We start from the raw sequence: 25,034 nt of genomic DNA on the forward strand, positions 1-25,034 counted from the left end.
GTGACGCAGACCGCCCAGCGCCCCGACACCGAGCAGACCACCCCGACCCGCTCCCGCCTCGTCGTCGTCGGCAACGGCATGTCCGGCGCCCGCGCCCTCGAGGAGATCCTCGCGCGCGGCGGCGGCGAGCAGTTCGCCATCACCGTCTTCGGCGACGAGCCGTACGGCAACTACAACCGCATCCTGCTCTCCGAGGTCCTGGCGAACGCCGCCGGCGCGGTCGTGGACAACGAGGACGCGGACGACGAGATCTACCTCAACCCGCTGGACTGGTACGCCGACAACGGGATCACGCTCCACGCGGGCGTGCGGATCGTGCGCATCGACCGGCACGCGAAGGTCGTCCTCGGCGACGACGGGTCGGTGACGCCGTACGACACGCTCGTCCTGGCCACCGGCAGCCGCTCGTTCTTCCCGCCGATGGAGGGCATGTGGGCGTCGCGGACGGCGCTGACGCGCGGTGTCTTCGGTTTCCGCTCGCTGGACGACGCGACGGCGATGCTCGAGCACGTCAAGGACCACCGGACCGCGGTGGTGATCGGCGGCGGGCTGCTCGGCCTCGAGGCCGCGGCGGGGCTGCAGGCGCACGGCGTCGCGGTGCACGTTGTTCACCCCACCGAGGTGCTGATGAACCAGCAGCTCGAGGCCGAGGCGTCCAAGGTCCTGCGCTCGAAGCTGCAGGATATGGGCATGCACATGCACCTCGGGGTGAAGACCTCGGAGATCCTGGTGACCGACGGCGCGGTCTCCGGGGTGCGGTTCACCGACGACTCGACGCTGGACTGCGACATGGTCGTCGTCACCGCTGGCATCCGCCCCAACATCGGGCTCGCGATGGTGTCGGGGCTGGAGACGCAGCGCGCGATCGTCGTGGACGACAAGATGCGCTCGGTCGACGACGACGACATCTACGTGGTCGGCGAGTGCGCGCAGCACCGGGGCGAGGTCTACGGGGTGGTCGGTCCCCTGTGGGAGCAGGCCGCCGTCCTCGCCGACGTCGTGACGGGCGCGGACCCGGACGCCGAGTACCACGGGTCGCGGCTCGCCACGAAGCTCAAGGTCGCGGGCGTCGACGTCGCGCAGATGGGCGTCAAGACCCCCGAACGCTCCTCGGACGAGTTCGTGCAGTTCTCCGAGACCGGCCGCGGCGTGTACCAGACCGTCGTCATCCGCGACGGCACGCTGATCGGCGCGACGCTCGTCGGCGACGTCAGCAAGGTGGCGGCGCTGACCCAGGCGTTCGACAGCCGCTCGGCCCTGCCCGAGGAGCGCGTGAAGCTGCTCTTCGACCTCGGCAGCGCCGACGACGCCGCCGCGGCGGCCGACCTCCCCGACGACACCCAGATCTGCAACTGCAACGGCGTCTCCAAGGGCGACCTCGTCGCGTGCGTCGAGCACGGCGCCGAGTCGGTGTCGGCGTGCATGGCGCAGACCCGGGCCGGCAAGGGCTGCGGGTCGTGCAAGGGGCTCGTCAAGGACGTCGTCGAGGCGGCACTGGGCGGGGCGGGTGCCGAGGATCCGGCGGAGGCGTACTACGTGCCCGGCATCCCGATGGACAAGCCGTCGCTGATGGCCGCCATCCGCGAGCAGGAGCTGAAGAGCGTCTCCGCCGTGTTCGCCGCGCTGGCCCCGGAGGGCCGCGAGCACGTCGGCTCCAAGATGGGTCTGACCGCGCTGCTGCGGATGATGTGGCCCGACGAGTTCGTCGACGAGCGCGACGGCCGGTTCATCAACGACCGGGTGCACGCCAACATCCAGCGCGACGGGACGTTCTCGGTGGTGCCGCGGATGTCGGGCGGGGTGACGTCCCCCGAGCAGCTGCGGCGCATCGCCGACGTCGCCGAGAAGCACGAGATCCCGATGGTCAAGCTGACCGGCGGGCAGCGCATCGACCTGCTCGGCGTGCCCAAGGAGAAGCTCCAGGAGGTCTGGGCCGACCTCGACATGCCCTCGGGCTGGGCCTACGGCAAGAGCTTCCGCACCGTGAAGACCTGCGTCGGCACCGACTTCTGCCGCTTCGGGCTGGGCGACTCCACCCAGCTCGGGATCGACCTCGAGGAGCGCTACAAGGGCATCGAGGGCCCCGCGAAGATGAAGCTCGCGGTGTCGGGCTGCCCCCGCAACTGCGCGGAGTCGATGGTCAAGGACGTGGGGCTCGTCGCGGTCGGAGGCCAAGAAGGAGACCAGCACTGCCGCTGGCAGATCTACGTCGGCGGTGCGGCCGGGGCGACGATCCGGAAGGGCGACATCCTGGCCACCGTCGACAGCCACGAGGAGGCCATGCGGATCACCGGCCGGTTCCTCCAGTACTACCGCGAGAACGCCAACTGGCTGGAGCGCACGTACGACTTCGTGCCGCGGATGGGGCTCGACCACCTCGTCGCGGTGGTCGTCGACGACGTCGAGGGCATCGCGGCCGGCCTCGACGCGCGGATGCAGGAGTCGGTCGACCGCTACGCCGATCCGTGGGCGACCGACCAGCAGGACCGGACGCCCGGCCAGTTCCACGACGCGCTGCCGCTCGTGCCGCTGCCCCAGGTGCCGGTCAGAGAAGACTCGAGCCGATGAGCGACGTGGAGGCCCGCCTGGGCCCGGTCGACCAGATCCCGCTGGGCGAGGGGCGCGCGTTCCTGGTCGGCGACGAGCCGGTCGCGGTGTTCCGGCCGCGGTCGGGCGGGCTGCACGCGCTGCGGGCCATCTGCCCGCATCGCGGGGGCCCGCTCGCGGACGGGCTCACCGACGGCGAGGTGGTGATGTGCCCGCTGCACAACCACCAGTTCTCGCTCGCCGACGGGTCCTGCGCCACCGGTGCGGACGCCGTCGCGGCCTACAGCGCGGCCGAGGAGGACGGCGAGCTGGTGGTGCGCCTGCGGCACGCAGCGCAGCGGAGCTGACGCGCCGGAGGCCGGACACAGCCTGACCGGCCACAATGCCCCCATGCCACCCGTGCCGCAGTACCTCGACGAGATCACCCGGCACACCAAGGGCTTCTCGGACGCCGTCCGGGTCGCGGGTCATGACGCCCCGGTGCCCTCGTGCCCGGACTGGACGGTGCGCGACCTCGCCGACCACCTCGGCGGCGTGCACCGCTGGTGCACGGTGACCGTCGGCAACCCCGGCACGAAGCTGAAGCGCCGGGGGGCCACGACGCCGCCGATGCCCGAGGACGAGGCCGAGGTGTCGCTGTGGCTCCTCGAGGGCGCCGCCGCGCTCGTCCAGGCGATCCGCGACGCCGGCGAGGACACGCAGGTCGGCGGGTTCGGCGGCATGGTGCCGGTGTCGTTCTGGGCGCGGCGGCAGTGCCACGAGACGCTCGTGCACCGCGCCGACGCCGAGCTCGCCGCCGGCATCCCGCTGCTCGCCGACCTGGACCCGGTGATCGCCGCGGACGCCGTCGACGAGCACCTGGCGATGGTGGTGCTCAGCGCGTCGCGGCGCGAGGGACTGCGGGGCGACGGCGCCACGCTGCACCTGCACGCCACCGACGACGGGCTGGGCGACGCCGGCGAGTGGGTCGTGACGCTCGGCGCCGACGGCCCGACGGTCGAGCGCGCGCACCGCAAGAGCGACACGGCCCTGCGCGGTCCCGCGGCGGCGCTGCTCGCCGTCATCACCGACCGCGAGAGCCCCGAGGTCGCCGGTGTCGACGTCCTCGGGGCCCCGGACCTGCTCACCCTCTGGCGGGAGCACGGCGCGATGTGATCAGAGGGTGCCGGTGAAGACCGCGTGCTCGTGGTCGAAGGACGGCACCACGTCGACCTGGGCCTCGCCGGAGTCGGCGGTGGTGGAGAAGGCGACGTCGTAGGTCATGCTGCGGCCGGGCTGGAGCTGGTTCTGCGGGGCCATGCCCATCTCGGTGTCGAAGATCTGGGACGCGGGCGCGCCGCCGGTGGTCATGGAGACGGTCAGCAGTGTCGGGTCGAAGGCGGCGCCGGTGTTGTTGGTGACGCGCACCGTCATCTTCAGCGCGTGCGGGTTGGTGTTGCCGGCGGCGTAGCTCGAGGGGTCGTAGGACGTCGGCTCGCTGACGGTGACGGCGAGGCCGTCGGCGTAGGTGAAGGTCTGACCGAACCCGACGGCAGAGGTCGCGGGGGCCGCGACGGCCGCGGGCGGGGTGCCGGCGCCGACGGCGGAGAGCTCGTCGTTCAGCTGGCTCACGGCGCCGACCATGACGACGATGCCGTAGATCCCGAGGGCGATCGCGAGAGCGCAGGCGACGACGCCGGAGACGGCGGTCTTGATGTTGTTCGCGACGCGACGGCGGGCGCGGGTGACGCCGACCAGGCCGAGCACGAGGCCGATGACACCGAGCAGGATCGCGCCCAACCCGAAGAGCGGGATCAGGCCGACGACGAGACCGCAGAGGCCGAGAACCAGCCCGGCGATGCCGAGCCCGTTGCGCGGGGCCGCAGTCGGGGCCGCCGGGGCCGCCGGGGCCATCGGGGCCGCCGGGAGCGGGCGCCCCATCGGCATCGCGGCGGCGGCGCGGGCGGCGTCGAGCGCGGCGCGCGGGATGGGCATGGTCGGCGCGTCGACAGTCGCGTCGACAGGGGCGTCGGCCGCCTGCGACCGGGAGCGCCGCGGAGCGACCCTCACCGGCCCCGACGGGTGCGGCTCGCGGCCGAAGCCCTGGGCTCCCGAGGGAGCACGGTGGCGGGGCGGCTGGACGACGGTCATGGTTGGCGATCCCCCGACGAGATGTGTGGTGGCCGCCGTTCGGCGGTCCTGCCGCACATGTCGTCGGGGGTCGCCCACCGTTAGCACCCGTCACCGGAATGAGTGAGGGGCGCCTTCCGGAGCACTGTCGGGCGTGCAGGGCGTCGCGAGCGGACGGCTCCGGATCCGGCGCGCGGTGGACCGGGCGGACTCGATCTCGTCCAGCACTACCACGCGCAGCCAGCGGCCGGCGATCGACTCGATCCGCACGTCCCGGCCGCCCAGCGCCTCGGCCACCCGGCGGGCCGGGGCGATCAGGTCCGACGGCACGAGGCCCGGCATGAGCTCGACGGTGAACGTCACCGGCGGGCCCATCTCCACGCCCCCGATGCGCGGGGTCGTGATCGTGACGCCGGCCGCCACGTGGGTCTTCGTGCGCACGCCGAGGAACTCGGCCGCGGCGCGGAACTCCCGGCGCACGTCGGCCTCGAAGGCCCGCGCGATCGCCTCGCGTCGCCGCGACTCGGCTCCGCCGCGGAAGGACGGCATCAGCGGAAAGGACGCGGTACGGAAGATCCAGCTCATGGTCGCCCCCTTTCGGGCGCAGAGGAATCCACGCACCAGGAAATGGCGTCGAAAGGACGGCAGAGAATTGCCGACAGAATGGCGCGGATGCGCGTCCGCCCGAGGGGCGTGACCAGATGAGCAGCAGCGACGACCTGGTGACCAGGCGTCATGCGCGGAGCGGGCGAGGCCTCAGCAGACCGCGGACACGGGGCCGGTCCCGACGACGCCCGTCGTGAACACACCGTGGGTGAGCTGATAGATCATCGGAACCTCCTCTCGTGTACAGGCAGAACAGTAGAGGGCGTGGACAGGATTTGTCCACGCCCTCTCTCACGAATTGTCGCGGGATCTCAGAGCGTGAGCACGAGCTTGCCGAACGTCGATCCCTTCTCCAGTTCCCGGTGGGCCGACGCCGCGTCCTCGAGCGGGAACGTGCCGGCGACGCGCACGGTCATCGCGCCCTCCTCGACGAGCCGGGCGATGCCGGTGAGCGCCACGCCGTCGGGCTCGACGAGGAAGTCGGTGACCCGCTTGCCCTCCGCGCGCGCCTGCTCGGTGAGGCCCTCCGGCACCCCCGAGGGGACGCAGACGAGCAGGCCGCCCGGGCGCAGGACGGCCAGCGAGGACGGCCCGTTGACCTCGGTGAGGTCGACGGCGACGTCGATGTCGCGGGTCGCCTCGGCGATCTCCTGGGTGTGGTGGTCGATCGCCTCGTCCAGACCGAGCGCGGCGAGGTCGGCGTGCTTGGCCGCCGAGGCCGTGCCGACGACGTGCGCCCCGCGCGTCTTCGCGATCTGCACGGCGAGGTGCCCGACGCCTCCGCCCGCGGCGTGGATCAGCACCCGCTGGTCGCGCTGCACGTCGGCGGTGTCGACGACGATCTGCCAGGCGGTCAGCGCGGCGAGCGGCAGCGCCGCGGCGGTGACGTCGTCGACGGCGTCGGGGATGTGCGCGAACTGGCGGGACGGCGCGGTGACGTACTCGGCGTAGCCGCCGGCCTCGCGCGGGAACCAGGGCATCCCGAACACGCGGTCCCCGACGGCGAACCGGTTCACGCCCATCCCGACGGCGTCCACCACGCCCGCGACGTCCCAGCCGACGGTGAACGGCGGCCCGGTCATGTCGTCACCGAGCCCGGCGCCGCCGGCCCGGACCTTGGTGTCGACCGGGTTCACCCCGGCCGCCGTCACGCGCACCCGGATCTCGGTCGGGATCGGCTCCGGGACCGGGGCCTCGGAGAGGTGCAGGACCTCGGGTCCGCCTGCGGTGTCCTGGGTGATGCGGCGCATGGTCGAGGGCATGGTCACCGCGTGCCCGAGGAGCCCGGCACGCACACCCTGAGCAGGCGGAAAGTGCCTCGGACCCCGTCGGTAAACTCGACGTCATGGTGCAGTCCGACCCCGGCACGCGCGTGCCCGAGAAGCCGACGCTCGAGGGACTCGAGGACCGGTGGGCGCGCGTATGGGAGGACGAGGGCACCTACGCGTTCGACCGCTCCGCCACGCGCGAGCAGGTGTTCTCCGTCGACACCCCGCCGCCGACGGTGTCCGGGTCGCTGCACGTCGGGCACGTGTTCAGCTACACCCACACCGACATCGTCGCCCGCTTCCAGCGCATGCGCGGCAAGCACGTCTTCTACCCCATGGGCTGGGACGACAACGGCCTGCCCACCGAGCGGCGCGTCCAGAACTACTACGGGGTGCGCTGCGAGCCGAGCCTGCCCTACGACCCGGACTTCACCCCGCCCGAGAAGCCCGGCAAGCAGCAGATCCCGGTCTCGCGCAAGAACTTCGTCGAGCTCTGCGAGACGCTCACCGCCGACGACGAGAAGGCGTTCGAGGAGCTCTGGCGTCGCAACGGCCTCTCGGTCGACTGGTCGCACGGCTACCAGACCATCGACGCCCGGGCCCGCGCGATCAGCCAGCGCGCGTTCCTGCGCAACGTCGAGCGCGGCCAGGCCTACGTGTCCATGGCGCCGACGCTGTGGGACGTCACCTTCCGCACCGCCGTTGCCCAGGCCGAGCTCGAGGACCGCGAGCACACCGGCGCCTGGCACCGCATCGCGTACCACGGCGCCGACGACGACATCGCCATCGAGACGACGCGCCCCGAGCTGATCCCCGCCTGCGTCGCGCTGGTCGCGCACCCCGACGACGAGCGCTACCAGGCGCTCTTCGGCACCACGGTGCGCTCGCCGCTGTTCGACGTCGAGGTCCCGGTGCTCGCACACCCGGCCGCCGAGATGGAGCGCGGCGCCGGCATCGCGATGTGCTGCACGTTCGGCGACCTCACCGACGTGCAGTGGTGGCGCGAGCTCGACCTGCCCAACCGCACGGTGATCAACCGCGACGGCCGCCTCCTGCGCGAGACGCCGGACTGGATCACCTCGGAGACCGGGCGGGCGCGCTACGAGGAGATCGCCGGCGCGACGGTGTTCTCCGCCAAGGAGCGCATCGTCGCCATGCTCACCGAGACCGGCGAGCTCATCGGCGACGTCCGCCCCGTCACGCGGCCGGTGAAGTTCTACGAGAAGGGCGACAAGCCGCTCGAGATCGTCTCCAGCCGCCAGTGGTACATCCGCAACGGCGGGCGCGAGGCCTCGGTCCGCGAGGAGATGCTCGAGCGGGGTCGCGAGCTGGCGTGGCACCCGGAGTACATGCGCCACCGCTACGAGGACTGGGTGCGCGGCCTGAACGGCGACTGGCTGGTCAGCCGCCAGCGCTTCTTCGGCGTGCCGGTGCCGGTCTGGTACCCGCTCGACGGCGAGGGCGAGGTCGTCCCCGACAAGCCGCTCGTGCCGGCCGACGAGGCCCTGCCGATCGACCCGACCACCGACGTCCCGCCCGGCTACACCGCCGACCAGCGCGACGTCCCCGGCGGGTTCACCGGCGACCCGGACGTCCTCGACACCTGGGCGACGTCGTCGCTGACCCCGCAGATCGCGGGCCTGTGGAGCGTCGACGACGACCTGTTCGCGCGCGTCTTCCCCATGGACCTGCGTCCCCAGGGCCACGACATCATCCGCACCTGGCTGTTCTCGACGGTCCTGCGCAGCCACCTCGAGCACGACAGCCTGCCGTGGGCGCACGCCGCGCTGTCGGGCTGGATCCTCGACCCGGACCGCAAGAAGATGTCGAAGTCCAAGGGCAACGTCGTGACGCCCCTGGACCTGCTCAAGGAGTTCGGCTCGGACGCGGTGCGCTACTGGGCCGCCGGGGGGCGCCCGGGCGTGGACACGGCGTTCGACCGCGGGCAGATGAAGGTCGGCCGGCGGCTGGCGATGAAGCTGCTCAACGCGTCGAAGTTCATCCTCGGCGTCGGGGTGCCGGCCGGGGAGCCCGACGTGTCGGCGGTGTCGACGCCGCTGGACCGCGCCCTGCTGGCCCGGCTCACCGAGGTCGTCGAGAAGGCCACGGCGGCGCTCGAGAACTACGACTACGCGGTCGCCCTCGAGGTCACCGAGCAGTTCTTCTGGTTCTTCTGCGACGACTACCTCGAGCTGGTCAAGTCGCGCGCCTACGGCGAGTTCGACGAGGCGGGCCGCGACTCGGCCCGGGCGACCCTCGCGGCCGCGCTGCGGGTGCTGCAGCGGCTCTTCGCCCCGGTGCTGCCGTTCGTGGCCGAGGAGGTCTGGTCGTGGTGGCAGGAGGGCTCGGTCCACCGCGCCCCGTGGCCGGACATCCACGAGCTGGCCACGTCCGCGGAGGTCGACCCGCAGGTCCTGTCGATCGCCTCGGACGTCATCGGCGGCATCCGGCGGGCGAAGTCCGAGCAGAAGCTCTCGATCCGCACCGAGGTCGAGACCTTGTCGGTGCAGGCCGCACCGGCCGCGCTCGAGGCGCTGCGCGAGGCCCTGTCGGACGTGCGCGCCGCGGGCCGGGTGCGTGACGTGGAGCTGGTGGTCTCCCCGGACGGCGAGCTCGTCACCACCGTCGGCGGCCCGACGGGCTGAGCGTGCACGATCTCCTCGCCTGGGTCGACGACCCCGACGCGGGCTGGAGCGTCGGGACCTTCGGCGCGCTCGCCGAGTTCCTCCGCGACGCCGACGAGCCCGCCGACGTCACCCGTGCGCCCGGCCGGGCCGCGGTCGTCACGCCCCGGGGCGGCCTGGAGGTGCGGCTGACCGGCGACGTCGTGCCGCTCGCGTGGGAGCGCCGCGCCGGCGACACCTGGAGCCAGGCCCTCGCGCTGTGCGTGCCCGCCGACGGCGGCGGACGCTCAGTGATCACCGAGCTCGGCCCGGACGACGACGCCCTGCGCGCAGAAGATCGCGACGCCGTGCTCGTCGACCTCGGCGTCGGCGCGCCGCACCTCGCGGCCTGCGTGCGGACCAGCGATGCCGCGTTGCTGGCGGCGTTGCGGGAGGTCGAGGGCCGGCCGCTCGCCGAGGCGGGCGCCGTCGCGGGGGCGCTGGTCGAGGCCGGGCCGCACCGGGTGTTCCGGACCGCGGTCGCGCGGCTCGAGGTGTTCACGCCGATCCCGCCGCCCGACGGCACCAGCCCGGACGGCCCGCACACACACCTGCTCCCGCGCCTGCTCGCCCACGGGCGGACCCACGCGGCGACCGACCCGATCCCGGCGGGACGGGCGCCCGGCGCGACGATGCACCTGCCGCACCCGACCCGGACCGTCGAGGGCCGGCGCATCCCGCCGCGGCCGGAGCGGCACCGCCGCGCGCAGGAGACGCTCACCCGGTTCGGGCAGCCCGAGGCGGTCGCCGCGAAGGCGGCGGTGGCCGACGCGCTGGCGACGTCGGCCGAGCCTCCGCCCTGGGCGCTGACGCGCGAGTACCGGGCGACGGTGGAGCTGGCGCTACGACAGAGCGAGGAGCTGGAGCCCACGCATCCGCACCTGGGCGGATGGCGAGCCCAGGTGCCACGGGAGAGCGGCTCCGACGGTGCCGGTCAGCCGCTCACCCACGACCCGGCGCAGGGATGACGGACGCCGGGCCGCGCGTCGTGTCAGTCCTGGAGCTCGGACTGCGGCGTGATCGCGAAGCGGAACTCGTCGCCGTCGCCACGCTCGGCGTCCGGCACGCGCTCCACGTCGAGCACCTTGTCGTCGAGCGCCGAGGCGGCCTGGGGCTCGAGGAAGATGACGGCGCCGCCGCCCTCGAGCACCGTGTCCTCCGCGGCGGGCGTCGGGGCCACCGAGAGCTCGAGTCCTTCCTCAGCCATGTTGGGGGTCGCTGCGATGCGCAGACCCGACCCCTCGGGCATCTCGTTGGACTCGAGGATGGACGAGATGGCCTCGGCCGCCGTCTCCGTCAATGCCAGCATGCCTCGTTACCATACGGGTCACGGATTGGTCACGCACGCGGATGCGCGAGCCGTCACGCGACGGAAATCCCCAGCTCAAACCGAACTGGGCTGCCCGAACACGGAGGGGAACGACAGGATGGCCCTCCCGGTGAGCCATGACCCCACCGATCGGCGCGCTGCGGTGCTCCGAATGCTCACCGCGTCACCGGATGGGCTGAGCGACGCCGCCCTCGCCGGGCAACTCGGTGAAGGTGTCCGCCCGCAGACCGTCAACCAGCTCTGCCGGCGCCTGGTCGCCGAGGGCGAGCTCGAACGCGTCGGCACCCGGCCGATCCTCAACCGCCTCCCGGCGCCGAAGGCACGCGCCAAGCCCCGCCGGAGCCGGAAGAAGGCGGAGCCGGTGGTCGAGCCGGTGGTCGAGCCGGTGGTCGAGCCGGTGGTCGAGCCGGTGGTCGAGCCGGTGGTCGAGCCGGTGGTCGAGCCCCCGACCTCGGCCGAACCAGTCGACTTCGAGCAGAACGCTTCGGAAATCGAAGCAATCCCCGCACCCGAATCGGCTCCCGCCGCCAAGACCCGCCGGAGCCGCAAGAAGGCCGAGTCCGCCACCGAGCCCGCGAAGACCACGCGGAAGCCGCGGACGACGAAGGCCGAGGTCGAGGCCACAGCCGACGGGGCGCAGACCAACGGCGCGGCGACCGGCGTCGTCGTCACCCACGGCGCGACACCCGACGTCGAGACCGAGACCGAGCAGGCGGACCCGACCTGCGGTCCCCCGCCGTACGACGCGCTGCAGGCGTGGTCGCGCGCCGTCAACGTGCAGTCGCTCGTGGCCGGGTGGCTGGTGCAACGGGGCGCGACGCTGCGGTGGGCGTCGGTGGACGGCAACGGCCCCGCGCGGGACCTCGTCGCGTCGCTGGACGGCGACGACGTGCACGTCGAGATCACCGGCTGGCCCGCCGACGGGGCGCGGACGCACCCGACGACGATCGCCGGCGACTGGTTCAGCGCCGCCGAGCACGCCGCGACCGAGCGTCGTCGTGCCCACCCGCGGGCGCGGATCGTCATCGCCCTGCCCGACACCCGCCGCTACCGCAGCCTCACCGAGCAGCGGGCGGCGTCACTGGACGGCGCGCGCGCCGAGGTGTGGTTCGTCGACGCCGCGGGGGCCGTGCACGCGAGGTGAGGCTGACCTTCCGGTTCTGCGCGACGCGCTCGGGGTAGCTCCGAGAGGCCACCACGCGAACGGAAAGGTCAGCATGTCCGCCGACATCACCGAGATGATCCTCGACGACCACGACTGGTTCCGCCGCCAGTTCCTGCACCTGGCCGACCTGCGGGAGCAGCCCGAGGAGGCCGAGAAGGTCTGGGACTCGCTCGCCGTCCAGCTCGAGATCCACGCGTCGGCCGAGGAGCAGCACTTCTACCCCTCGATGGCCCGCCGCATCGACGACGAGGACGCGTCGGCGACCGAGGACGCGATCGGCGACCACGACGAGATCCGCCAGGGCGCCGAGAAGGCGCGCCAGGCGACCGTCGGCAGCCAGGAGTGGTGGGACGCCATCGACGAGACCGACAAGGCGAACAACCACCACATGGCGGAGGAGGAGCAGGACGACCTCGCCCCCTTCCGCAAGGAGACCACGCTGGCCTTCCGCCAGGAGCTCGGCGCGAAGTTCGAGCAGTTCAAGGTCGAGCACGCCGAGGGCCGCGGGCTGTCGTTCGAGGAGAAGGACCCCGAGCAGTACGTGGAGGCCGTGACCTCCTGAGCGGGCGGCTCAGCGACCGCCGTCGCCGCCGAGGCGGTCGAATCCGACCGGGACCACGGGCGAGAGCACGCCGGCGTCCGCGGCCGGGGCGACATCGGGCTCCGGGGCGGTGACCAGCACGGTCGCCGCCCCGGCTAGGCTCAGCACGAGCAGGCCCGCGAGGGCTGGTACGGCCCAGATCGGCGGGCGGTCGCGTCCCGAGGTCTCGCGGGGAAGCGGCACCATCGCCGTCTCCCGGGGCGAGCGGCCGGGCAGCCGGATGCCGTCGGTCGGGGTCGGGTCGTCGACGAAGTGCGGGCGCGGCAGGACCAGGGCCGCCGCTCCTGCGAGCGACGTCGTCCCGACGGGAGCCGTGAGCACGGCCCCGCCCGGGCCGGCGGCGAGCTGCGCGACCACCGGGCTCGGCTCGGGGGCGACGACGAGCGTGTGCGCGGCGGCCTCGGCAAGGGTGCCCTCGACGGTGTCGCGCAGGGCGTGGTCGACGAGGCCGGTGAACTCCTCGCGGGTCACGTAGACCTCGGCGTCGCCGGCGGTGACCACGAGCTCCTCGCCATCGGTCGCGCACATCAGGCGACGGGCTTGGTGCAGTTCGTGGGCGAGGTGGGCGGCGTCGCGGCGACCGATGTCGTCGGTGCGCAGGCGCAGGGCCTCGGCGATGCCGGGCGCCACGACGGCGAGCTTCGCGTGCACCACCCCGGTGAGCAGGGCGTCGAGCCGACCGCCGAGGTCGTGGGGCGCGCCCTCGCCGATCTCGACCCCGTCGTCCGAGGTGCGGATCGGCCACGCGACCAGGTCGTCGCCGCGGGCGTCCACGACGGTCACGGGCGTGCCCGAGCCCCACCCCGCGAGGTGTCCGCCGGCCCACGACACGGCGTCGGGCAGCCAGGACGGCTCGGGGTAGCGGGCGAGGCGCACGGCGTCGGACAGGGCGGCGAACCGGTCCTCGTCGAGGTCACCGGGCACGACCAGCACGAGGTGGTCCGGACGCCCGTCCTCGGCGTCGACCAGCGCGAGGAGCGAGGCGCTGAGGGTCTCGGCGTCGCCGTCGACCAGCTCCACGTCGATCGGACGGTGGGCGTCGTCGTCGACGCGGACCGCGCGCAAGGAACCCGGAACCGCCTCCAGCACCATGGTCCACCGGTCCACGTCATCCCCCTCTGGTGCGCGGCCGCAACACGTGCGGGTGCCCGAACACTCGTCTGTTCGGCGCAGCGTCGCGCCACGTTAGCCCTTCCCGGGATCTTGATCCACGATCGATACCTTGCGGTAGTCCGTTCGCCGATCAGTGGTGACGGGAAAGTGCCGACGCGGTGACGTCTCACCAAGCCGCGCGGGGTCGTCGACTCGTCGGTCAGCCCGGGGCCCAGGGGCCGGCGAAGGCGACGGTGAGCTCCGGACCCGCCATCGTCGCGACGTCATCCGGTAGGAGCTCGGTCGTCAGGAGCACGTTCGCGGCCAGGTGGGCGTCGCGTTGCCAGAGCACATCCATGCCGTCGACGACGAGCAGCCCCGGGTCGTGCGCGATGCCGCCCCTCCGTTCCGGGGAGACCCGTGGTCCGAGCGGCAACGGCACCTCGACCTCGATGCGATGGAGGAGGACGTCGAGATCGAGGAGGTCTCCGACATCCAGGCGTATCACCGTCGCTCCGACCGCGCGGTAGAACTGGATCACTGTGTCGATCGACCCGTCCTCGACGAACCACGGACGACCGTCACGGACGGCGTACTCGGCCGGGAAGCCGATGGACAGCGGCGGCTCCACCCCCGCCGACGGCTCGAGCGGCTCGCCGCGCGAGTCGACGTGGACCTGGGGCGAGTCCTCGGGGTAGAACGCCGACCGGTCGAGCACCCGACCGGTGCCCTGGAGATCCTCGCTCTCCAGACCGACGGTCTCTCCGCCCTTGTCGACGCTGTAGAACCAGCGCCCGTTCTCCTCCGCCCGACCGATGACGGCGCTGACGTGACGCGCCACGCCGAGACGTCGGGTCCTGGGGTTGTCCCTGATCAGGACGACCTCGTAGAACTGCAGCGGATCCATCTCGTGCATGATCCTTCCTCGACGCCGACCGTGTCCCGACGTTCACCACGACTCAGAAGGTCGAGGAGCCGCTTCCCAGCAGCCGTTCTGCTTGCGCAGCCATGGCGTCGAAGGACCGCAGCTCCATCTCGTACCGAACGGGCACACGAATCTCCGACGGTTCGCCCACGTTGCTTAGCCACATGGCGGCCAGCACGTCTCCGGTGTCCTCGTCGAGGAAGTCGAGACCCGGACGCCGCGCAGGATCCGTCGTCTCGCGGGAGAGCGTCTCCTGCTCAGCGACCCCCGGATCCAGCGCCGACGTGTCCACGGCACCCGGGTCGAGCCCGGCGCGGCGGATCTCCTCCCGGAGCTCGCTACGTGAGAACGCGAGCACTTCCCGAGCCACCCCGAGAGAGGTGTCGTCGTCGAACGTCCTGATGGTCGCTCGACGTGCCACGGGCTCGCCCCAGCCGGTCACCATGAGGATCGGCTTGTAGTCGGGAGGCCGTGCCCGGAGCTCGAGAACCAGGGCGTAGTCGTCATATCCATAGGTCAGGTGCATCGTGAAGGCCGAGAACCTCACGAGTCCTGGCTCGTTGTCGCCCATGGAGTCAGTGCTCCCGCACTCCAGGCTCTCCCCTCGATCCAGGCCACGACCTCTCTACGATCTCGTCGTGAGGCAAGTCCGCGCCTCCTCGACCATCTTCTCGACGGCACGAGGCGGCGCTTCCTGCCAAACTCGAATCCACAGTTCCGGATCGCCCTGCCCGAACGGTTGCCACACCGTCACAAGCGCGTTCCCGCTCTCGCCTCGCCACTCAAGACCGGGCCTACGAGTCGGGTCGCTGCTGTCGTGCAGGTAGAACGACATCTCGTCGTCCGAATCGATTCCACCCACGGACTCGACCACGTTCTGAGAACTCGCGTGGGCGAGTAGCTCTCGAAACCGCGTGACCGTCATGTCGCCGAAGGTCATGACCAACCGGGGGCGCGTCGGGTCTTCAGGAACGACCAGGACGAACAGCGGCTTCACGTCAGCTCGCCGCGATCGGTACTCGAGAACGATCGCCTCGTCTTCGAGGTCATCCGCAACCAGCAGACTCATGGTCTGGGACCCGACCTCGGCGCTCACTCCCACACCATAATGCCCAGGAACAGGCCGTCCAAGGTGGCCCTGAAGGCGGGTCCGCCCGGGATGCCGACCAGCACGAGGTGCTGGTAGACCCCCGCGTTCCTCCCGTAGCTCGCCGTTACTTGCGTCTCGGGGTTGAGCAGAATCTCGCGAATGAGCCGCTCGCCGGCCGCGTTGAAGGGCTTTGGGCCACCCGAATCCGGCTTCCATGGGCCGAATACCTCGTGATCGAGGGACGGCCGGTTCGGGCCGGTGTGCTTCTGCAACGCCCGCCCGACCTCCCTCCATTCTGTGTCGCGATAGAAGCGCCGAGCACTCTCCATCCATTCCGCGTCCCGTTGAGTCAAAGGGCCTTGGTGCGGCTGCGACGGGCATGCCTGGAGCCCCAGCGGGTCGATCTCGGCCGTGGGGTTGGCGACGTAGTTGTAGGGGTGCGGTGAGGGTTCCAGACCGAGTGGATCGGGCGAGGCGTACTGCGCCGTCTCCGGGTCGTAGTAGCGGTGCAGGTTGTAGGCGAGGCCGGTCTCGTCGTCGTGGAACTGCCCGGGGAAGCGCAGGGGCGTGGACGCGCCCGTCCAGACCGTCCGCCCCCACAAAGAGGCCCGCGCCGACCCCGCGATCTCGCCGTCGGGGCCGACCAGTTCCGTCGGCGTGCCGACGAGGTCGGTGACGATCGCGTGGAAGCGCTCGTCGACCTCGTCGTCGGTGAGGGTCCGCGTGAGCTGGGCCAGCGGGCGGTGGGTGCCGGGCTCCCACTCCCACACCGTCGTCGTCGACGAGCCGGCGACGGTGCGCGTCTCCTCGGCGACCACGGCGCCGTCCCACGCGACGTGGACCTGCTCGAGCACCTCCCCGCCCGCGCCGAGCCGCTCCTTCGCCACGCGGCGGCCGAGCACGTCGTAGCGGTAGCGCCAGCGGGCACCGTCCGGTGTCGTCACCCCGACGAGCCGGTCCAGCGCGTCCCACGCGAAGTGCCAGGTCAGCGGCCGGGCGCCCAGGCGCCGCCGCTGGCGCAGGACCACGCGGCCGTCGGCGTCCCGGCGGACGACGAGCGCGCCGACGCGGCGGACCCGGGTGCCGTCGAGGACGTGCGGCTCGCCGACCCCCGAGGCGACGAGGGTGCCCGCGGCGTCGTACCGGTAGGTCTCGTCGCCGTCCGGGCCGCGCACCGCAGTGACGCGGCCGGTCGCGTCGAGGTCGTAGTGCCGTGACCCGGCGGGGTCGGCGACGCCGACGAGGTGGTCGTCGGCGCGGTAGGTCCATGTCCGCCGGGACGTCACGCCGACCGGGGAGGAGAGGCGCCGGCCGACGAGACGGTCGTGGTCGTCCCAGCTCGAGGCGATCGACGCGGCGCCCCACGACCGCTCGGTCTCGCGGCCGGCCGCATCGACGCCGAAGGTCATGCGCTGCCCACCGAGGTCGAGCGCGGCGGGGCGACCGACGGCGTCGAGGGACCACCGGCTCGTCGCCCCGGACGGCGCCCGGCGCCCGACCACCCGGCCCGCCGCGTCCCGCTCGACGGCCACGGTGCGCCCGTCGACGTCCTCGGCGACGACGCGGCCGGCGGCGTCGCGCTCGAGGCGCAGCGAGCACGCGTCCGACGTCGCCCCGACCAGCCGCCCGGCGGCGTCGTGGACGAACCGCTCAGCCGCGCCGTCGACCCACCGCGTCGTGACCCGCCCGACCGCGTCGTACTCCCAGCGGACCTCCTGCCCGGACGCGTTGCGCCGCCGAACGACGCGGCCGAGCACGTCGCGCTCGAGGGTGACCGTGCGGCCCTCGTAGTCGGTCTCGGCGACGACCCGCCCGGCCGGGTCGTGGACCGTGCTCCACGTGCGACCGCCCGCGTCCCGGACCCGGACGACGCGGCGCAGCGGATCCCGCACGATCTCGGTGCGCGCCCCGTCGGCGGCGACCACGGCCGTGACCACGTCGAACGCCCCGTACTCGCGCCGCGCCACCGCCCCCACCGGATCGCGCGCGGCGACCTCGTTGCCCTCGCCGTCGTACTCCCGGGCCCAGGTCGCGCCGTCCGGAGCGGTCCGGCCCGAGAGCAGCCCCTCGACGGTCCACGCGTACGTGGTGCGCGCCCCGAGGGGGTCGGTGCGGGCGACGACCCGCCCGAACGCGTCGCGCTCGACCCGGGTGAGCGCACCGGTCGGGTCGGTGACCGCGAGCGGGCGGCCCGCGGCGTCGTTCTCGACCAGCGTCCGCGCCCCCAGCGGGTCGACGACGGCGACGACGTGCCCGGCCGCGTCCCGCTCCCAGCGCGTGGTCGCGCCGGCCGGGTCGGTGGCGGCGACGAGACGCCCGGCGTCGTCCCGCTCCCAGCGCACCGTCGCGCCGGCGGCGTCCGTGGCGGCGACGAGGTTGCCGACCGCATCGCGCTCGACCCGCTCCGCCGAGCCGTCGGCGTGCTCGACGCCCACCACCCGGCCCGCGTCGTCGTGCACCCACCGGGTGGTGCCGCCGGCCGGGTCCGTGCGGGCGAGGAGGCGGTCGCCGTCGCCCCACACCGACCGGGTCGCCGCACCCAGCTGGTCGACGGCCAGCACGATCCGGCCGCGGGCGTCGTACTCGAAGCGCTCGGTGTGCCCGAGCGCGTCGGTCGACTCGGTGACGCCCCGGCCGTAGCGGAACGACCAGGCCATCTCGCCGCCGTCGGCCGACCCCGACACGCACCGCCCGCGCTCGTCGTACGCGCAGCGGTAGGTGATCCCGTTGCGGTCGGTCCACGACGTCATCCGCCCGGCGGCGTCGTAGCCGAAGCGCAGCGGTCGGCCCGAGGAGTTCACGACCTCGGCGAGCTGCCCGTCCTCGTGGGCGAAGGTGACGACGGGCGCGTCCAGCCGGAAGCCCGTGATCAGGCCCATCGGATCGGTGACGACCTCGACGTGGTGTCCGCCGGAGTGCCGCACGGCGACCGGCCGGCCGGTGTCGTCGCGGTCGACGGCGACGTGGTCGCCGCCGGGCACCGACCACCCGGTGAGCGCCCCGCTCGCCGCGAAGGTGTGCCGCAGCCCGGACGCCGGGTCGGCGAGCACCCAGCCCTCGCCGTCGCGGCGCAGCGGGTGCCGGGGCGCGTGGTCGGGCGCGACCGGGAGCACCGCCTCCTCACCGGTCGGCGCCGGGTAGACGACGACCACCGCGTCCTCGCGGACGAACCACACCGCCCCGCCGACGAACTCCAGGCGCTGGTCCAGCGTCGACGCCCAGCGCGGGCCGAAGCGGCGCCCGAGGTCCCAGCTCGACACGTGGGTGCGGGTCAGCACGAGGGGCAACGGCGCGTCGATCGCGAGGTCGACCTGGGCCAGGAGCTGCGCGCCGCTGACCACGTCGACGGGGTCCGCGCGAGTCGCGAGCCGTTCGAGCGGGCGGTTCTCGCTGCGCCCGGCCGCGCGGGCCAGCCGCCCGAGCCGTCCCGCCGCCCCGCCCCCGCCCGTCGCGGCGGTCAGCGCGGCGTTCGGCACCAGCTCGCCGAGCGCGCCCGCCGGGTCGCTGCCCCACCCCGTGCCGACCGCTCCCTTGACCAGCTCGGTCGGGTGCGCAACGGCGCGGACCAGTCCAGCCCCGGTCGACGACAGGTTCGCGCCCGCCCGGGCGGGGTGGGTGAGGTTGTAGGGGTCGGCCGGGTTGATCGTGCGGCCGAACTGGACGAGCCCCTCGACGCCGCGGCCGAACCCGGCGGTGAAGCGGTCCTCGACGGTGCCCGCGACCCCGAGCGTGTCGGCGACGTTCGCCCCGAGCTGTGCGATCGTCGACGGCGGCGCCGCGGTGAGCTCGCCCGCTCCCCGCACCTCGCCGGCGGCACGGGCCGCGGCGTCGTCGCGTCCGCGGCGCGCGTCGGCGAGGATCTGTTCCGCCCGCGCCAGGTCGCCGGCGGCCGGGTCGGTGAACGGCTCCATCGCGGGCGGCACCTGCCCGCCGGCGATCGCGGCGTTGTGCGCGTCGACGCGGCGGTTGTAGTCGGCGCGCGCCGCCTCGGACGCGGCCACGGCCCGGGCGTGGACGTCGATCGCCTCGCCCGCCCGCTGCTGGGCCAGCGTGACGGCGCCGCCGAAGTCGCCGAGGGCGCGCGAGGCGCGGTCGAAGGCGGTGGCCGCGTCCCGCCAGCCCCGCGGGGTCTCCCCGAAGCGCGCCCGGAACGCGTCGGCCGCCTGCCCCGTCCACTGCCGCAGGTCGATGCGCTCGAGGCCGTCCGCCGCCGCGCCGAGATGGTCGGCGAACTGCCGCAGCCGCCCGGCGCGCTCGGTGAGCGCCGCGGGGTCGCCCCCGACGAGCTCGCGCGGATCGGTCGTCGCGCCGAGCGCGGCCTCCATCAGGCCCGCCTCACTCGACGATCTCCCCGAGGCCCTCGAGATCGGCGAGGTCGCCGGCGAAGGGGTTCTCCCCGTCGAGCGCACGCCCGATGCGGCCCGGCGCCGACTGCTCCCAGAGGTCCCGGCCCACGTCGCCCCACTGCTCGCCCGAGGTCTCGGCGGCCGCCTGCGCGGACCCGGGCGAGAAGTCCGGCGCGAGGTCCGCGCCGACCTCGCCCCACGTGCCGTTCTGCGCCTCGTCGAGGTCGGCCGCCGGGTCGCCGACCGCCAGGGCGACGAGGCGCCGGAGCTGCCCTGAGGCCGAGGTGTCGACGCCGTCGTACTCGATGCCGGCCGCGTCGAGCGCCTGCGCGACGGCCTGCCCGTCCCGCACGAGCGTGCGCAGTCCCCAGCCCCAGCGCTCGAGGAAGCCGTCGAAGGACTCGCCGACCATCGGGTGCCCGGACTCCTCGCCGCCGAGGGCGAGGAACGACAGCCCGCGCCCGGACTCGGCGAGGTAGCCGTGGCCCACCTCCCCGAGGGTGTCGACGACGCCGCGGATGCCCTGCGCCGTGCGCGCGAGCATCGCCGGGTCGACGCCGAATCCGTCGGTCACGCCGGCCGATGCTGCCCGGTCGGCGATCGCCGTGGGTGCCGTTCCGAGTAGTTCCCCGCATCCGCCCGCGAGCGGTTCACACCAGGGTGTCGGTCGTGCCCGATACGCTCGCGCCCCAGGCCGGGGGAGGTGCCGTGACGACCGCCGAGGTCTCCCTGCGCGTCCGGGCCCACCCCCATCTCGTCCCGCTCTGGCGCGGGCTGGTGGTCTACCGGGTGGTCGCGCTGATCGCCGCGGCCGTGAACCTGGTGCGCTTCAGCGGCGAGTGGGCGCGCCCGACGCTCGGGGTCGCGGTCGTCGCCGCGATGGCCGTCTGGACCGCGATCTCGTGCACGCGCTACCTGCGCACCGGCGACCCGGTCACCGCGTGCCTCGACCTCGTGCTGACCGCCCTGGCCACCGCCTCGACGCTGCTCGTCGCCACCCCGGAGACCGTCGCGGCGGGCGGGTCGGTGATCACCACGGTCTGGTCAGCCGGCCCGGTGCTCGCCCTGGCGATCGCGCTGGGCTGGCGCGGTGGCCTCGCGGGCGCCCTCGTCACCGTCGCGGTCCTGTTCGGCGTGCGCCGGATCGTCGACACCGACCTGCTGTTCGACGCGCAGCTCCTCCTGGTCGCCGGGCTCGCCGTCGGCCTGGCCGCGGACACCATGCGCCGCTCGGTCGAGAAGCTGCGCGCCGCCACGGCCCTCGAGGCGGCCACCGCCGAGCGCGAGCGCCTGGCCCGCGACATCCACGACGGCGTGCTGCAGGTCCTCGCCCTGGTGCGCCGTCGCGGTGCCGAGCTGGCGCGGGTCGACCAGGAGGCCCCCGCCGTCGAGCTCGCCCGCCTCGCCGGCGAGCAGGAGGTCGCGCTCCGGCGCCTCATCACGTCGGCCCCGGTCGCGGGCCCCGACGGCACCGTCGACCTCTCCTCGCGGCTCGCCGGCGTCGTGCCCGCGCACGCCTCGCTCGCCGTCCCCGCGGAGCCGGTGATGATGCCCGCCGCGGTCGCCGACGAGCTCGCCGCCGTGGTGCGGGAGGCGTCGAGCAACGCCGCCGCCCACGCCGGGCCCGGCACCGGGCTCTGGGTGCTCGTGGAGGACGACCCGGCGCAGGTCACGGTCAGCCTGCGCGACGACGGCGTCGGTATCGCCGAGGGCCGCCTGGAGCAGGCCGCGGCCGAGGGCCACCTCGGCGTCGCCGGGTCGATGCGCGGCCGCGTGGCGGGCCTCGGCGGCACCATCGACCTGCACACCGCGCCTGGCGAGGGCACCGAGTGGGAGATCGTCGTACCCCGGACGAGGAGGAGATCGTGGTCCGCGTGATGGTCGTCGACGACCACCCGATCTGGCGCGAGGGCGTCGCCCGCGACCTCGAGGAGCGGGGCGTGGAGGTCGTCGCGACCGCTCCCGACGGCGCCGCGGCCGTCCGGATCGCGCGCGCGGTGCGCCCCGACGTCGTCCTCATGGACCTGCAGCTCCCGGAGCTCTCGGGCGCGGAGGCGACCGCCCAGGTGCGCGAGGCGCTCCCGGACACGCAGGTGCTCGTGCTGTCGGCGAGCGCCGAGCAGGGCGACGTGCTCGGCGCCGTGCGGGCCGGGGCGACGGGCTATCTCACCAAGTCGGCGGGGATGGAGGAGCTGGTCGACGCGATCGGGCGCACCGCCGAGGGGCAGGCGGTGTTCTCGCCGGGCCTGGCCGGGCTGGTGCTCGGGGAGTACCGGCGCCGCGAGACCGAGGCCCCCGGCGAGCCGCAGCTGACGCCGCGGGAGACCGAGGTGCTGCGGCTGGTCGCCAAGGGGCTCACCGCGCGGGCGATCGCCGCGCGCCTGACGTTGTCGCACCGCACGGTGGAGAACCACGTCCAGAACTCCCTGCGCAAGCTCCAGCTCACCAACCGCGTGGAGCTGACGCGATACGCCATCGAGCGCGGTCTGGACGCCGACGAGTGACATGTCCTGATTGACATGTCGTAGCGGACAGGTGGATGCTGCTCGACATGGAGCGAGAGACCGCGGCCGACACCGGTGCCGACGCGACCGAGCAGGAGGAGGGTCGCGGGGGTGTCCTGCGCCACTTCTCCGGGCTGCTGTGGGACGTCGGCCTGCCGCTCGTCGGCTACTACGCGCTGCACTTCCTGGGCGCGTCGGACTGGGTGGCCCTGCTGGTGGCGACGCTCGCCGCCGGCCTGCGGCTGGTGTGGGTCGCGGTGCGCAACCGGGAGATCACGTGGTTCGCCGCGGTGATGCTCGCCGTGTTCGGGCTCGGCCTCGCGCTGGCGTTCGTCGGCGGCGACGCCCGGTTCCTGCTGATCAAGGACTCGTTCGGTACGGCGCTGGTCGGGATCGTGTTCCTCGCGAGCCTGTTCGCCGGCAAGCCGCTGACGCTCTCGGCGTTCCAGACGTGGCAGCCGCGCGAGGCCGCCGAGATGGAGGAGTACTACCGCACGCTCCCGCCGATCCGGACGATGTTCCGCCGCAGCGCGGTGGTCTGGGGCATCGGGCTGCTGCTCGAGGCGACCCTGCGCATCCCGCTGATCTACCTGCTGCCGATCGACGTCATGGTCGGGCTGTCGACCGCGATGATGGTCGCGACGATCGTCGGGCTCTCGGCGTGGAACGCCTGGTACGGCAGGCGCGGTGGCGCGAAGGCCCGCGCGTGGGCGGCGGAGAACCTCGTCGAGGACGAGGACGCCGACGAGAAGCCCGCCGTCGCCTAGGAAGTGCCCGCCGGCTCGGCGGCCCCGAGTCGTTCCAGGCTCCAGAGCGCCCAGCCGTGCACCGCCTCGTACTGCCGCAGCCCGTACTCGCCGGCCAGCCGGCCGAAGGGGAGCGGGTCGCCGGGGCGGTGCTCGGCGTCGTCGGCCTCCATCACCGGGCGCAGGTTCTCGATCTCGGCGAGGCAGTGGGCGGCGATGCCCTCGAGCAGGCGGCGGGCGTCCTCGGGCTCGAGCGACTGCACGAGGAACATCCGCAGGACCGTCTCGTCGCGGACGTTCGCCTGCTCGGGCCAGTGCAGCATCCAGCGCCGCAGCTCGGTGTGGCCGTCGTCGGTGAGCGCGTAGGTCTTGCGCCCGCGCGGGCCCGTCTCGTCGACGACGACCTGGCCGGCCTCGGCCATCTTCGCCAGCTCGGGGTAGATGCGACTGTGGCCGGCCTGCCAGGCGTAGCGGCCGATGCTGCCGTCGAAGGCGCGGGTGAGGTCGTAGCCGCTGGCCGGACCGTCGGCGAGCAGACCCAGCAGGGCGTGGCGCAGCGACATGGAACGAACGCTACCAGTCCGTCTTGACATGTCTACGCGGACAGGTCGAGGCTGTGGGGGTGACCACCACGCCGATCGGCCGGTCCGCGGAGCTGCAGGGCCGCTACACGCCCTTGCCCGACGAGATCGACGCCGTCGGCCTGCCCGTCGAGGGCGCCCTGCCGCCGGAGCTGACCGGACGGTACGTGCGCAACGGGCCGAACCCGTTGCCGGGCGAGCAGACACCGCACCTGTTCACCGGCCACGGGATGCTGCACGGCGTGCGGCTGCGCGACGGGCGCGCGGAGTGGTACCGCAACCGCTGGGTGCGCACCGGCGCGCTCGAGGGCAGGCCGTTCCTGTCCGAGTCGGGGGTGGACCTGACCGCCGTCCCGGCGAACACCCACGTCATCGAGCACGGCGGGCGGCTGTTCGCGCTGGTCGAGAACGGTCTTCCGTACGAGGTCGACGGCGAGCTTGCGACGGTCGGGCCCTGCGACTTCGGCGGGCGGCTGACGACGGCCATGACCGCGCACCCCAAGACCGACCCGGCCACCGGTGACCTGCACTTCTTCGGCTACTCGCCGTTCCCGCCGTTCCTGACCCATCACCGGCTCTCCGCCGACGGGCGGGACCTCGTCAGCCGCGAGGTCGCCGTCGCCGGGCCGACGATGATGCACGACTTCGCGATCACCGCCGAGCACGTCGTGTGGCTCGACCTGCCGCTGACGTTCCAGTGGGAGCGGATGGCGACGGGCATGCCGTTCGGGTGGGACGAGGGCTACGGCGCGCGGCTCGGTGTGATGCGTCAGGACGACCCGGCGTGCACGGTGACGTGGTTCGACGTCGACCCCTGCTACGTGTTCCACGTCGGCGGGGCCTGGACCGACGACGCCGGTCGGGTCGTCGTGGACGGCGCGCGCTACGCCCCGGCCGACGTCGCGGTCATGTGGGGCACGCCGGTGCCCGGCGACCCGGCGGCGCTCGCCGCGGCCACGGGCGCGGCGCGGATGCACCGCTGGGTGCTCGACCCGCGCGACGGGTCGGTCGCCGAGACGGCGCTGGAGGACCGGGGCGTCGAGTTCCCGACGATCGACGAGTCGCTGGTCGGCCGGCCCTCGCGCTGGCGCTACGCGATCGCCGACCGGGGCGTGCGCGGCGAGCGGGCCGGGGCGGTGGTGAAGGTCGACGCCGACGGCACGCTCACGGCGCACGAGCTCGGCCCGGACGTCGTGGCCGGCGAGGCGGTGTTCGTGCCCTCCGCGGCGCCCGGGCGCGCCGAGGACGACGGCTGGCTGCTCACGATCACGACGACGCGCGACGGGGCCGCCTCGCAGCTGCTGGTGCTCGACGCGACCGACGTCGCCGGCGCCCCGGTCGCCGCGGTCACCCTGCCGCGCGGCGTCCCCTCGGGCTTCCACGGCTCGTGGTTCCCCGATGGCCTGCGGCCACGTGAGTGAAATGGGTCGTCCTGGCGACCCGTTTCACTCACGTGGCCGC

At 73.6% G+C, this 25,034-nt stretch carries 22 protein-coding genes; 11 read left to right on the plus strand and 11 right to left on the minus strand.

Annotation, left to right across the window (positions count from 1 at the left end):
• The 3 genes from nirB to WCD58_RS16355 are packed head-to-tail and all read left to right on the plus strand — an operon-like array spanning position 1 to position 3,702.
• Positions 1-2,568 (plus strand): nitrite reductase large subunit NirB, encoded by a 2,568-nt coding sequence (gene nirB, locus WCD58_RS16345; RefSeq protein WP_337704114.1) that lies wholly within the window; start codon positions 1-3, stop codon positions 2,566-2,568.
• On the plus strand, positions 2,565-2,894 hold the full coding sequence (locus WCD58_RS16350) for a Rieske (2Fe-2S) protein (RefSeq protein ID WP_337704115.1): 330 nt from the start codon (positions 2,565-2,567) through the stop codon (positions 2,892-2,894). Before nirB ends, WCD58_RS16350 begins: the two co-directional genes overlap by 4 nt.
• A gap of 43 nt (positions 2,895-2,937) precedes the next feature.
• The gene (locus WCD58_RS16355) at positions 2,938-3,702 is read left to right on the plus strand and encodes a maleylpyruvate isomerase family mycothiol-dependent enzyme (protein ID WP_337704116.1); all 765 of its coding nucleotides are present in this window, start codon (positions 2,938-2,940) and stop codon (positions 3,700-3,702) included.
• On the opposite strand, the gene WCD58_RS16360 is transcribed toward WCD58_RS16355, so the two are convergent.
• From WCD58_RS16360 to WCD58_RS16370, 3 genes are all read right to left on the minus strand, one after another.
• Entirely contained in the window at positions 3,703-4,521 is an 819-nt protein-coding gene (locus tag WCD58_RS16360; protein ID WP_337704117.1) for a DUF4190 domain-containing protein, read from the minus strand. It lies immediately after the preceding gene.
• Between the two features lie 246 nt (positions 4,522-4,767).
• Positions 4,768-5,241, minus strand: a complete 474-nt coding sequence (locus WCD58_RS16365; RefSeq protein ID WP_337704118.1) for a hypothetical protein — start codon at positions 5,239-5,241, stop codon at positions 4,768-4,770.
• A 332-nt stretch (positions 5,242-5,573) separates the two neighbouring features.
• Entirely contained in the window at positions 5,574-6,557 is a 984-nt protein-coding gene (locus WCD58_RS16370; protein WP_337704119.1) for an NADP-dependent oxidoreductase, read from the minus strand.
• A 50-nt stretch (positions 6,558-6,607) separates the two neighbouring features.
• On the opposite strand from WCD58_RS16370, the gene valS reads away from it, so the two are divergent.
• A complete protein-coding gene (valS, locus tag WCD58_RS16375; RefSeq protein WP_337704120.1) occupies positions 6,608-9,175 on the plus strand; it encodes a valine--tRNA ligase in 2,568 nt (855 codons plus the stop codon).
• A 2-nt stretch (positions 9,176-9,177) separates the two neighbouring features.
• Positions 9,178-10,161, plus strand: coding sequence for a DUF6925 family protein (locus WCD58_RS16380; RefSeq protein WP_337704121.1), 984 nt, complete (start codon positions 9,178-9,180; stop codon positions 10,159-10,161).
• A 23-nt stretch (positions 10,162-10,184) separates the two neighbouring features.
• Here WCD58_RS16380 and WCD58_RS16385 read toward each other — a convergent pair whose 3' ends face one another.
• On the minus strand, positions 10,185-10,502 hold the full coding sequence (locus tag WCD58_RS16385; RefSeq protein ID WP_337704122.1) for an adhesin: 318 nt from the start codon (positions 10,500-10,502) through the stop codon (positions 10,185-10,187).
• 172 nt (positions 10,503-10,674) lie between these two features.
• Here WCD58_RS16385 and WCD58_RS16390 point away from each other — a divergent pair, with 172 nt between their 5' ends.
• Together WCD58_RS16390 and WCD58_RS16395 are read left to right on the plus strand one after the other, a co-directional pair.
• Positions 10,675-11,667, plus strand: a complete 993-nt coding sequence (locus WCD58_RS16390; RefSeq protein WP_337704123.1) for a hypothetical protein — start codon at positions 10,675-10,677, stop codon at positions 11,665-11,667.
• A 73-nt stretch (positions 11,668-11,740) separates the two neighbouring features.
• Positions 11,741-12,250, plus strand: a complete 510-nt coding sequence (locus tag WCD58_RS16395) for a hemerythrin domain-containing protein (RefSeq protein ID WP_337704124.1) — start codon at positions 11,741-11,743, stop codon at positions 12,248-12,250.
• Positions 12,251-12,259: 9 nt separating this feature from the next.
• Here WCD58_RS16395 and WCD58_RS16400 read toward each other — a convergent pair whose 3' ends face one another.
• The 6 genes from WCD58_RS16400 to WCD58_RS16425 form a co-directional block, all read right to left on the minus strand.
• Positions 12,260-13,396 (minus strand): hypothetical protein, encoded by a 1,137-nt coding sequence (locus WCD58_RS16400; protein ID WP_337704125.1) that lies wholly within the window; start codon positions 13,394-13,396, stop codon positions 12,260-12,262.
• A 205-nt stretch (positions 13,397-13,601) separates the two neighbouring features.
• The gene (locus WCD58_RS16405) at positions 13,602-14,297 is read right to left on the minus strand and encodes a hypothetical protein (RefSeq protein ID WP_337704126.1); all 696 of its coding nucleotides are present in this window, start codon (positions 14,295-14,297) and stop codon (positions 13,602-13,604) included.
• Positions 14,298-14,340: 43 nt separating this feature from the next.
• Entirely contained in the window at positions 14,341-14,877 is a 537-nt protein-coding gene (locus WCD58_RS16410; RefSeq protein WP_337704127.1) for a hypothetical protein, read from the minus strand.
• A 54-nt stretch (positions 14,878-14,931) separates the two neighbouring features.
• A complete protein-coding gene (locus WCD58_RS16415) occupies positions 14,932-15,402 on the minus strand; it encodes a hypothetical protein (protein ID WP_337704128.1) in 471 nt (156 codons plus the stop codon).
• On the minus strand, positions 15,399-19,721 hold the full coding sequence (locus tag WCD58_RS16420) for a putative T7SS-secreted protein (protein WP_337704129.1): 4,323 nt from the start codon (positions 19,719-19,721) through the stop codon (positions 15,399-15,401). The genes WCD58_RS16415 and WCD58_RS16420 overlap by 4 nt, the downstream gene beginning before the upstream one ends.
• A gap of 10 nt (positions 19,722-19,731) precedes the next feature.
• Positions 19,732-20,316 (minus strand): hypothetical protein, encoded by a 585-nt coding sequence (locus tag WCD58_RS16425; RefSeq protein WP_337704130.1) that lies wholly within the window; start codon positions 20,314-20,316, stop codon positions 19,732-19,734.
• A gap of 134 nt (positions 20,317-20,450) precedes the next feature.
• Between WCD58_RS16425 and macS the strand changes: the two genes are divergently transcribed.
• From macS to WCD58_RS16440, 3 genes are read left to right on the plus strand one after another with little or no spacing between them, the layout of a single operon-like run.
• Positions 20,451-21,620 (plus strand): MacS family sensor histidine kinase, encoded by a 1,170-nt coding sequence (macS, locus tag WCD58_RS16430; RefSeq protein ID WP_337704131.1) that lies wholly within the window; start codon positions 20,451-20,453, stop codon positions 21,618-21,620.
• A complete protein-coding gene (locus WCD58_RS16435; RefSeq protein WP_337704263.1) occupies positions 21,605-22,246 on the plus strand; it encodes a response regulator in 642 nt (213 codons plus the stop codon). Before macS ends, WCD58_RS16435 begins: the two co-directional genes overlap by 16 nt.
• Before the next feature lie 47 nt (positions 22,247-22,293).
• A complete protein-coding gene (locus tag WCD58_RS16440; protein ID WP_337704132.1) occupies positions 22,294-23,013 on the plus strand; it encodes a VC0807 family protein in 720 nt (239 codons plus the stop codon).
• Here the strand turns inward: WCD58_RS16440 and WCD58_RS16445 are convergent.
• Entirely contained in the window at positions 23,010-23,555 is a 546-nt protein-coding gene (locus tag WCD58_RS16445; protein WP_337704133.1) for a PadR family transcriptional regulator, read from the minus strand. The genes WCD58_RS16440 and WCD58_RS16445 overlap by 4 nt on opposite strands.
• A gap of 59 nt (positions 23,556-23,614) precedes the next feature.
• Between WCD58_RS16445 and WCD58_RS16450 the strand changes: the two genes are divergently transcribed.
• Positions 23,615-24,994 (plus strand): carotenoid oxygenase family protein, encoded by a 1,380-nt coding sequence (locus WCD58_RS16450; protein WP_337704134.1) that lies wholly within the window; start codon positions 23,615-23,617, stop codon positions 24,992-24,994.
• Positions 24,995-25,034: the final 40 nt, after the last annotated feature.

This window comes from Actinomycetospora flava (genome assembly GCF_037400335.1).
In the GTDB taxonomy this organism is placed as follows: domain Bacteria; phylum Actinomycetota; class Actinomycetes; order Mycobacteriales; family Pseudonocardiaceae; genus Actinomycetospora; species Actinomycetospora flava.

Bases quoted from the DNA above. Each gene is read 5' to 3' on its own strand.
- WCD58_RS16355 (WP_337704116.1), top strand. From the start codon at position 2,938: ATGCCACCCGTGCCGCAGTACCTCGACGAGATCACCCGGCACACCAAG.
- WCD58_RS16445 (WP_337704133.1), bottom strand. From the start codon at position 23,555: ATGTCGCTGCGCCACGCCCTGCTGGGTCTGCTCGCCGACGGTCCGGCC.
- WCD58_RS16405 (WP_337704126.1), bottom strand. From the start codon at position 14,297: ATGCACGAGATGGATCCGCTGCAGTTCTACGAGGTCGTCCTGATCAGG.
- WCD58_RS16420 (WP_337704129.1), bottom strand. From the start codon at position 19,721: ATGGAGGCCGCGCTCGGCGCGACGACCGATCCGCGCGAGCTCGTCGGG.
- WCD58_RS16395 (WP_337704124.1), top strand. From the start codon at position 11,741: ATGTCCGCCGACATCACCGAGATGATCCTCGACGACCACGACTGGTTC.
- WCD58_RS16350 (WP_337704115.1), top strand. From the start codon at position 2,565: ATGAGCGACGTGGAGGCCCGCCTGGGCCCGGTCGACCAGATCCCGCTG.
- WCD58_RS16385 (WP_337704122.1), bottom strand. From the start codon at position 10,502: ATGCTGGCATTGACGGAGACGGCGGCCGAGGCCATCTCGTCCATCCTC.
- WCD58_RS16360 (WP_337704117.1), bottom strand. From the start codon at position 4,521: ATGCCCATCCCGCGCGCCGCGCTCGACGCCGCCCGCGCCGCCGCCGCG.
- valS (WP_337704120.1), top strand. From the start codon at position 6,608: ATGGTGCAGTCCGACCCCGGCACGCGCGTGCCCGAGAAGCCGACGCTC.
- WCD58_RS16410 (WP_337704127.1), bottom strand. From the start codon at position 14,877: ATGGGCGACAACGAGCCAGGACTCGTGAGGTTCTCGGCCTTCACGATG.
- WCD58_RS16440 (WP_337704132.1), top strand. From the start codon at position 22,294: ATGGAGCGAGAGACCGCGGCCGACACCGGTGCCGACGCGACCGAGCAG.
- WCD58_RS16390 (WP_337704123.1), top strand. From the start codon at position 10,675: ATGCTCACCGCGTCACCGGATGGGCTGAGCGACGCCGCCCTCGCCGGG.
- WCD58_RS16365 (WP_337704118.1), bottom strand. From the start codon at position 5,241: ATGAGCTGGATCTTCCGTACCGCGTCCTTTCCGCTGATGCCGTCCTTC.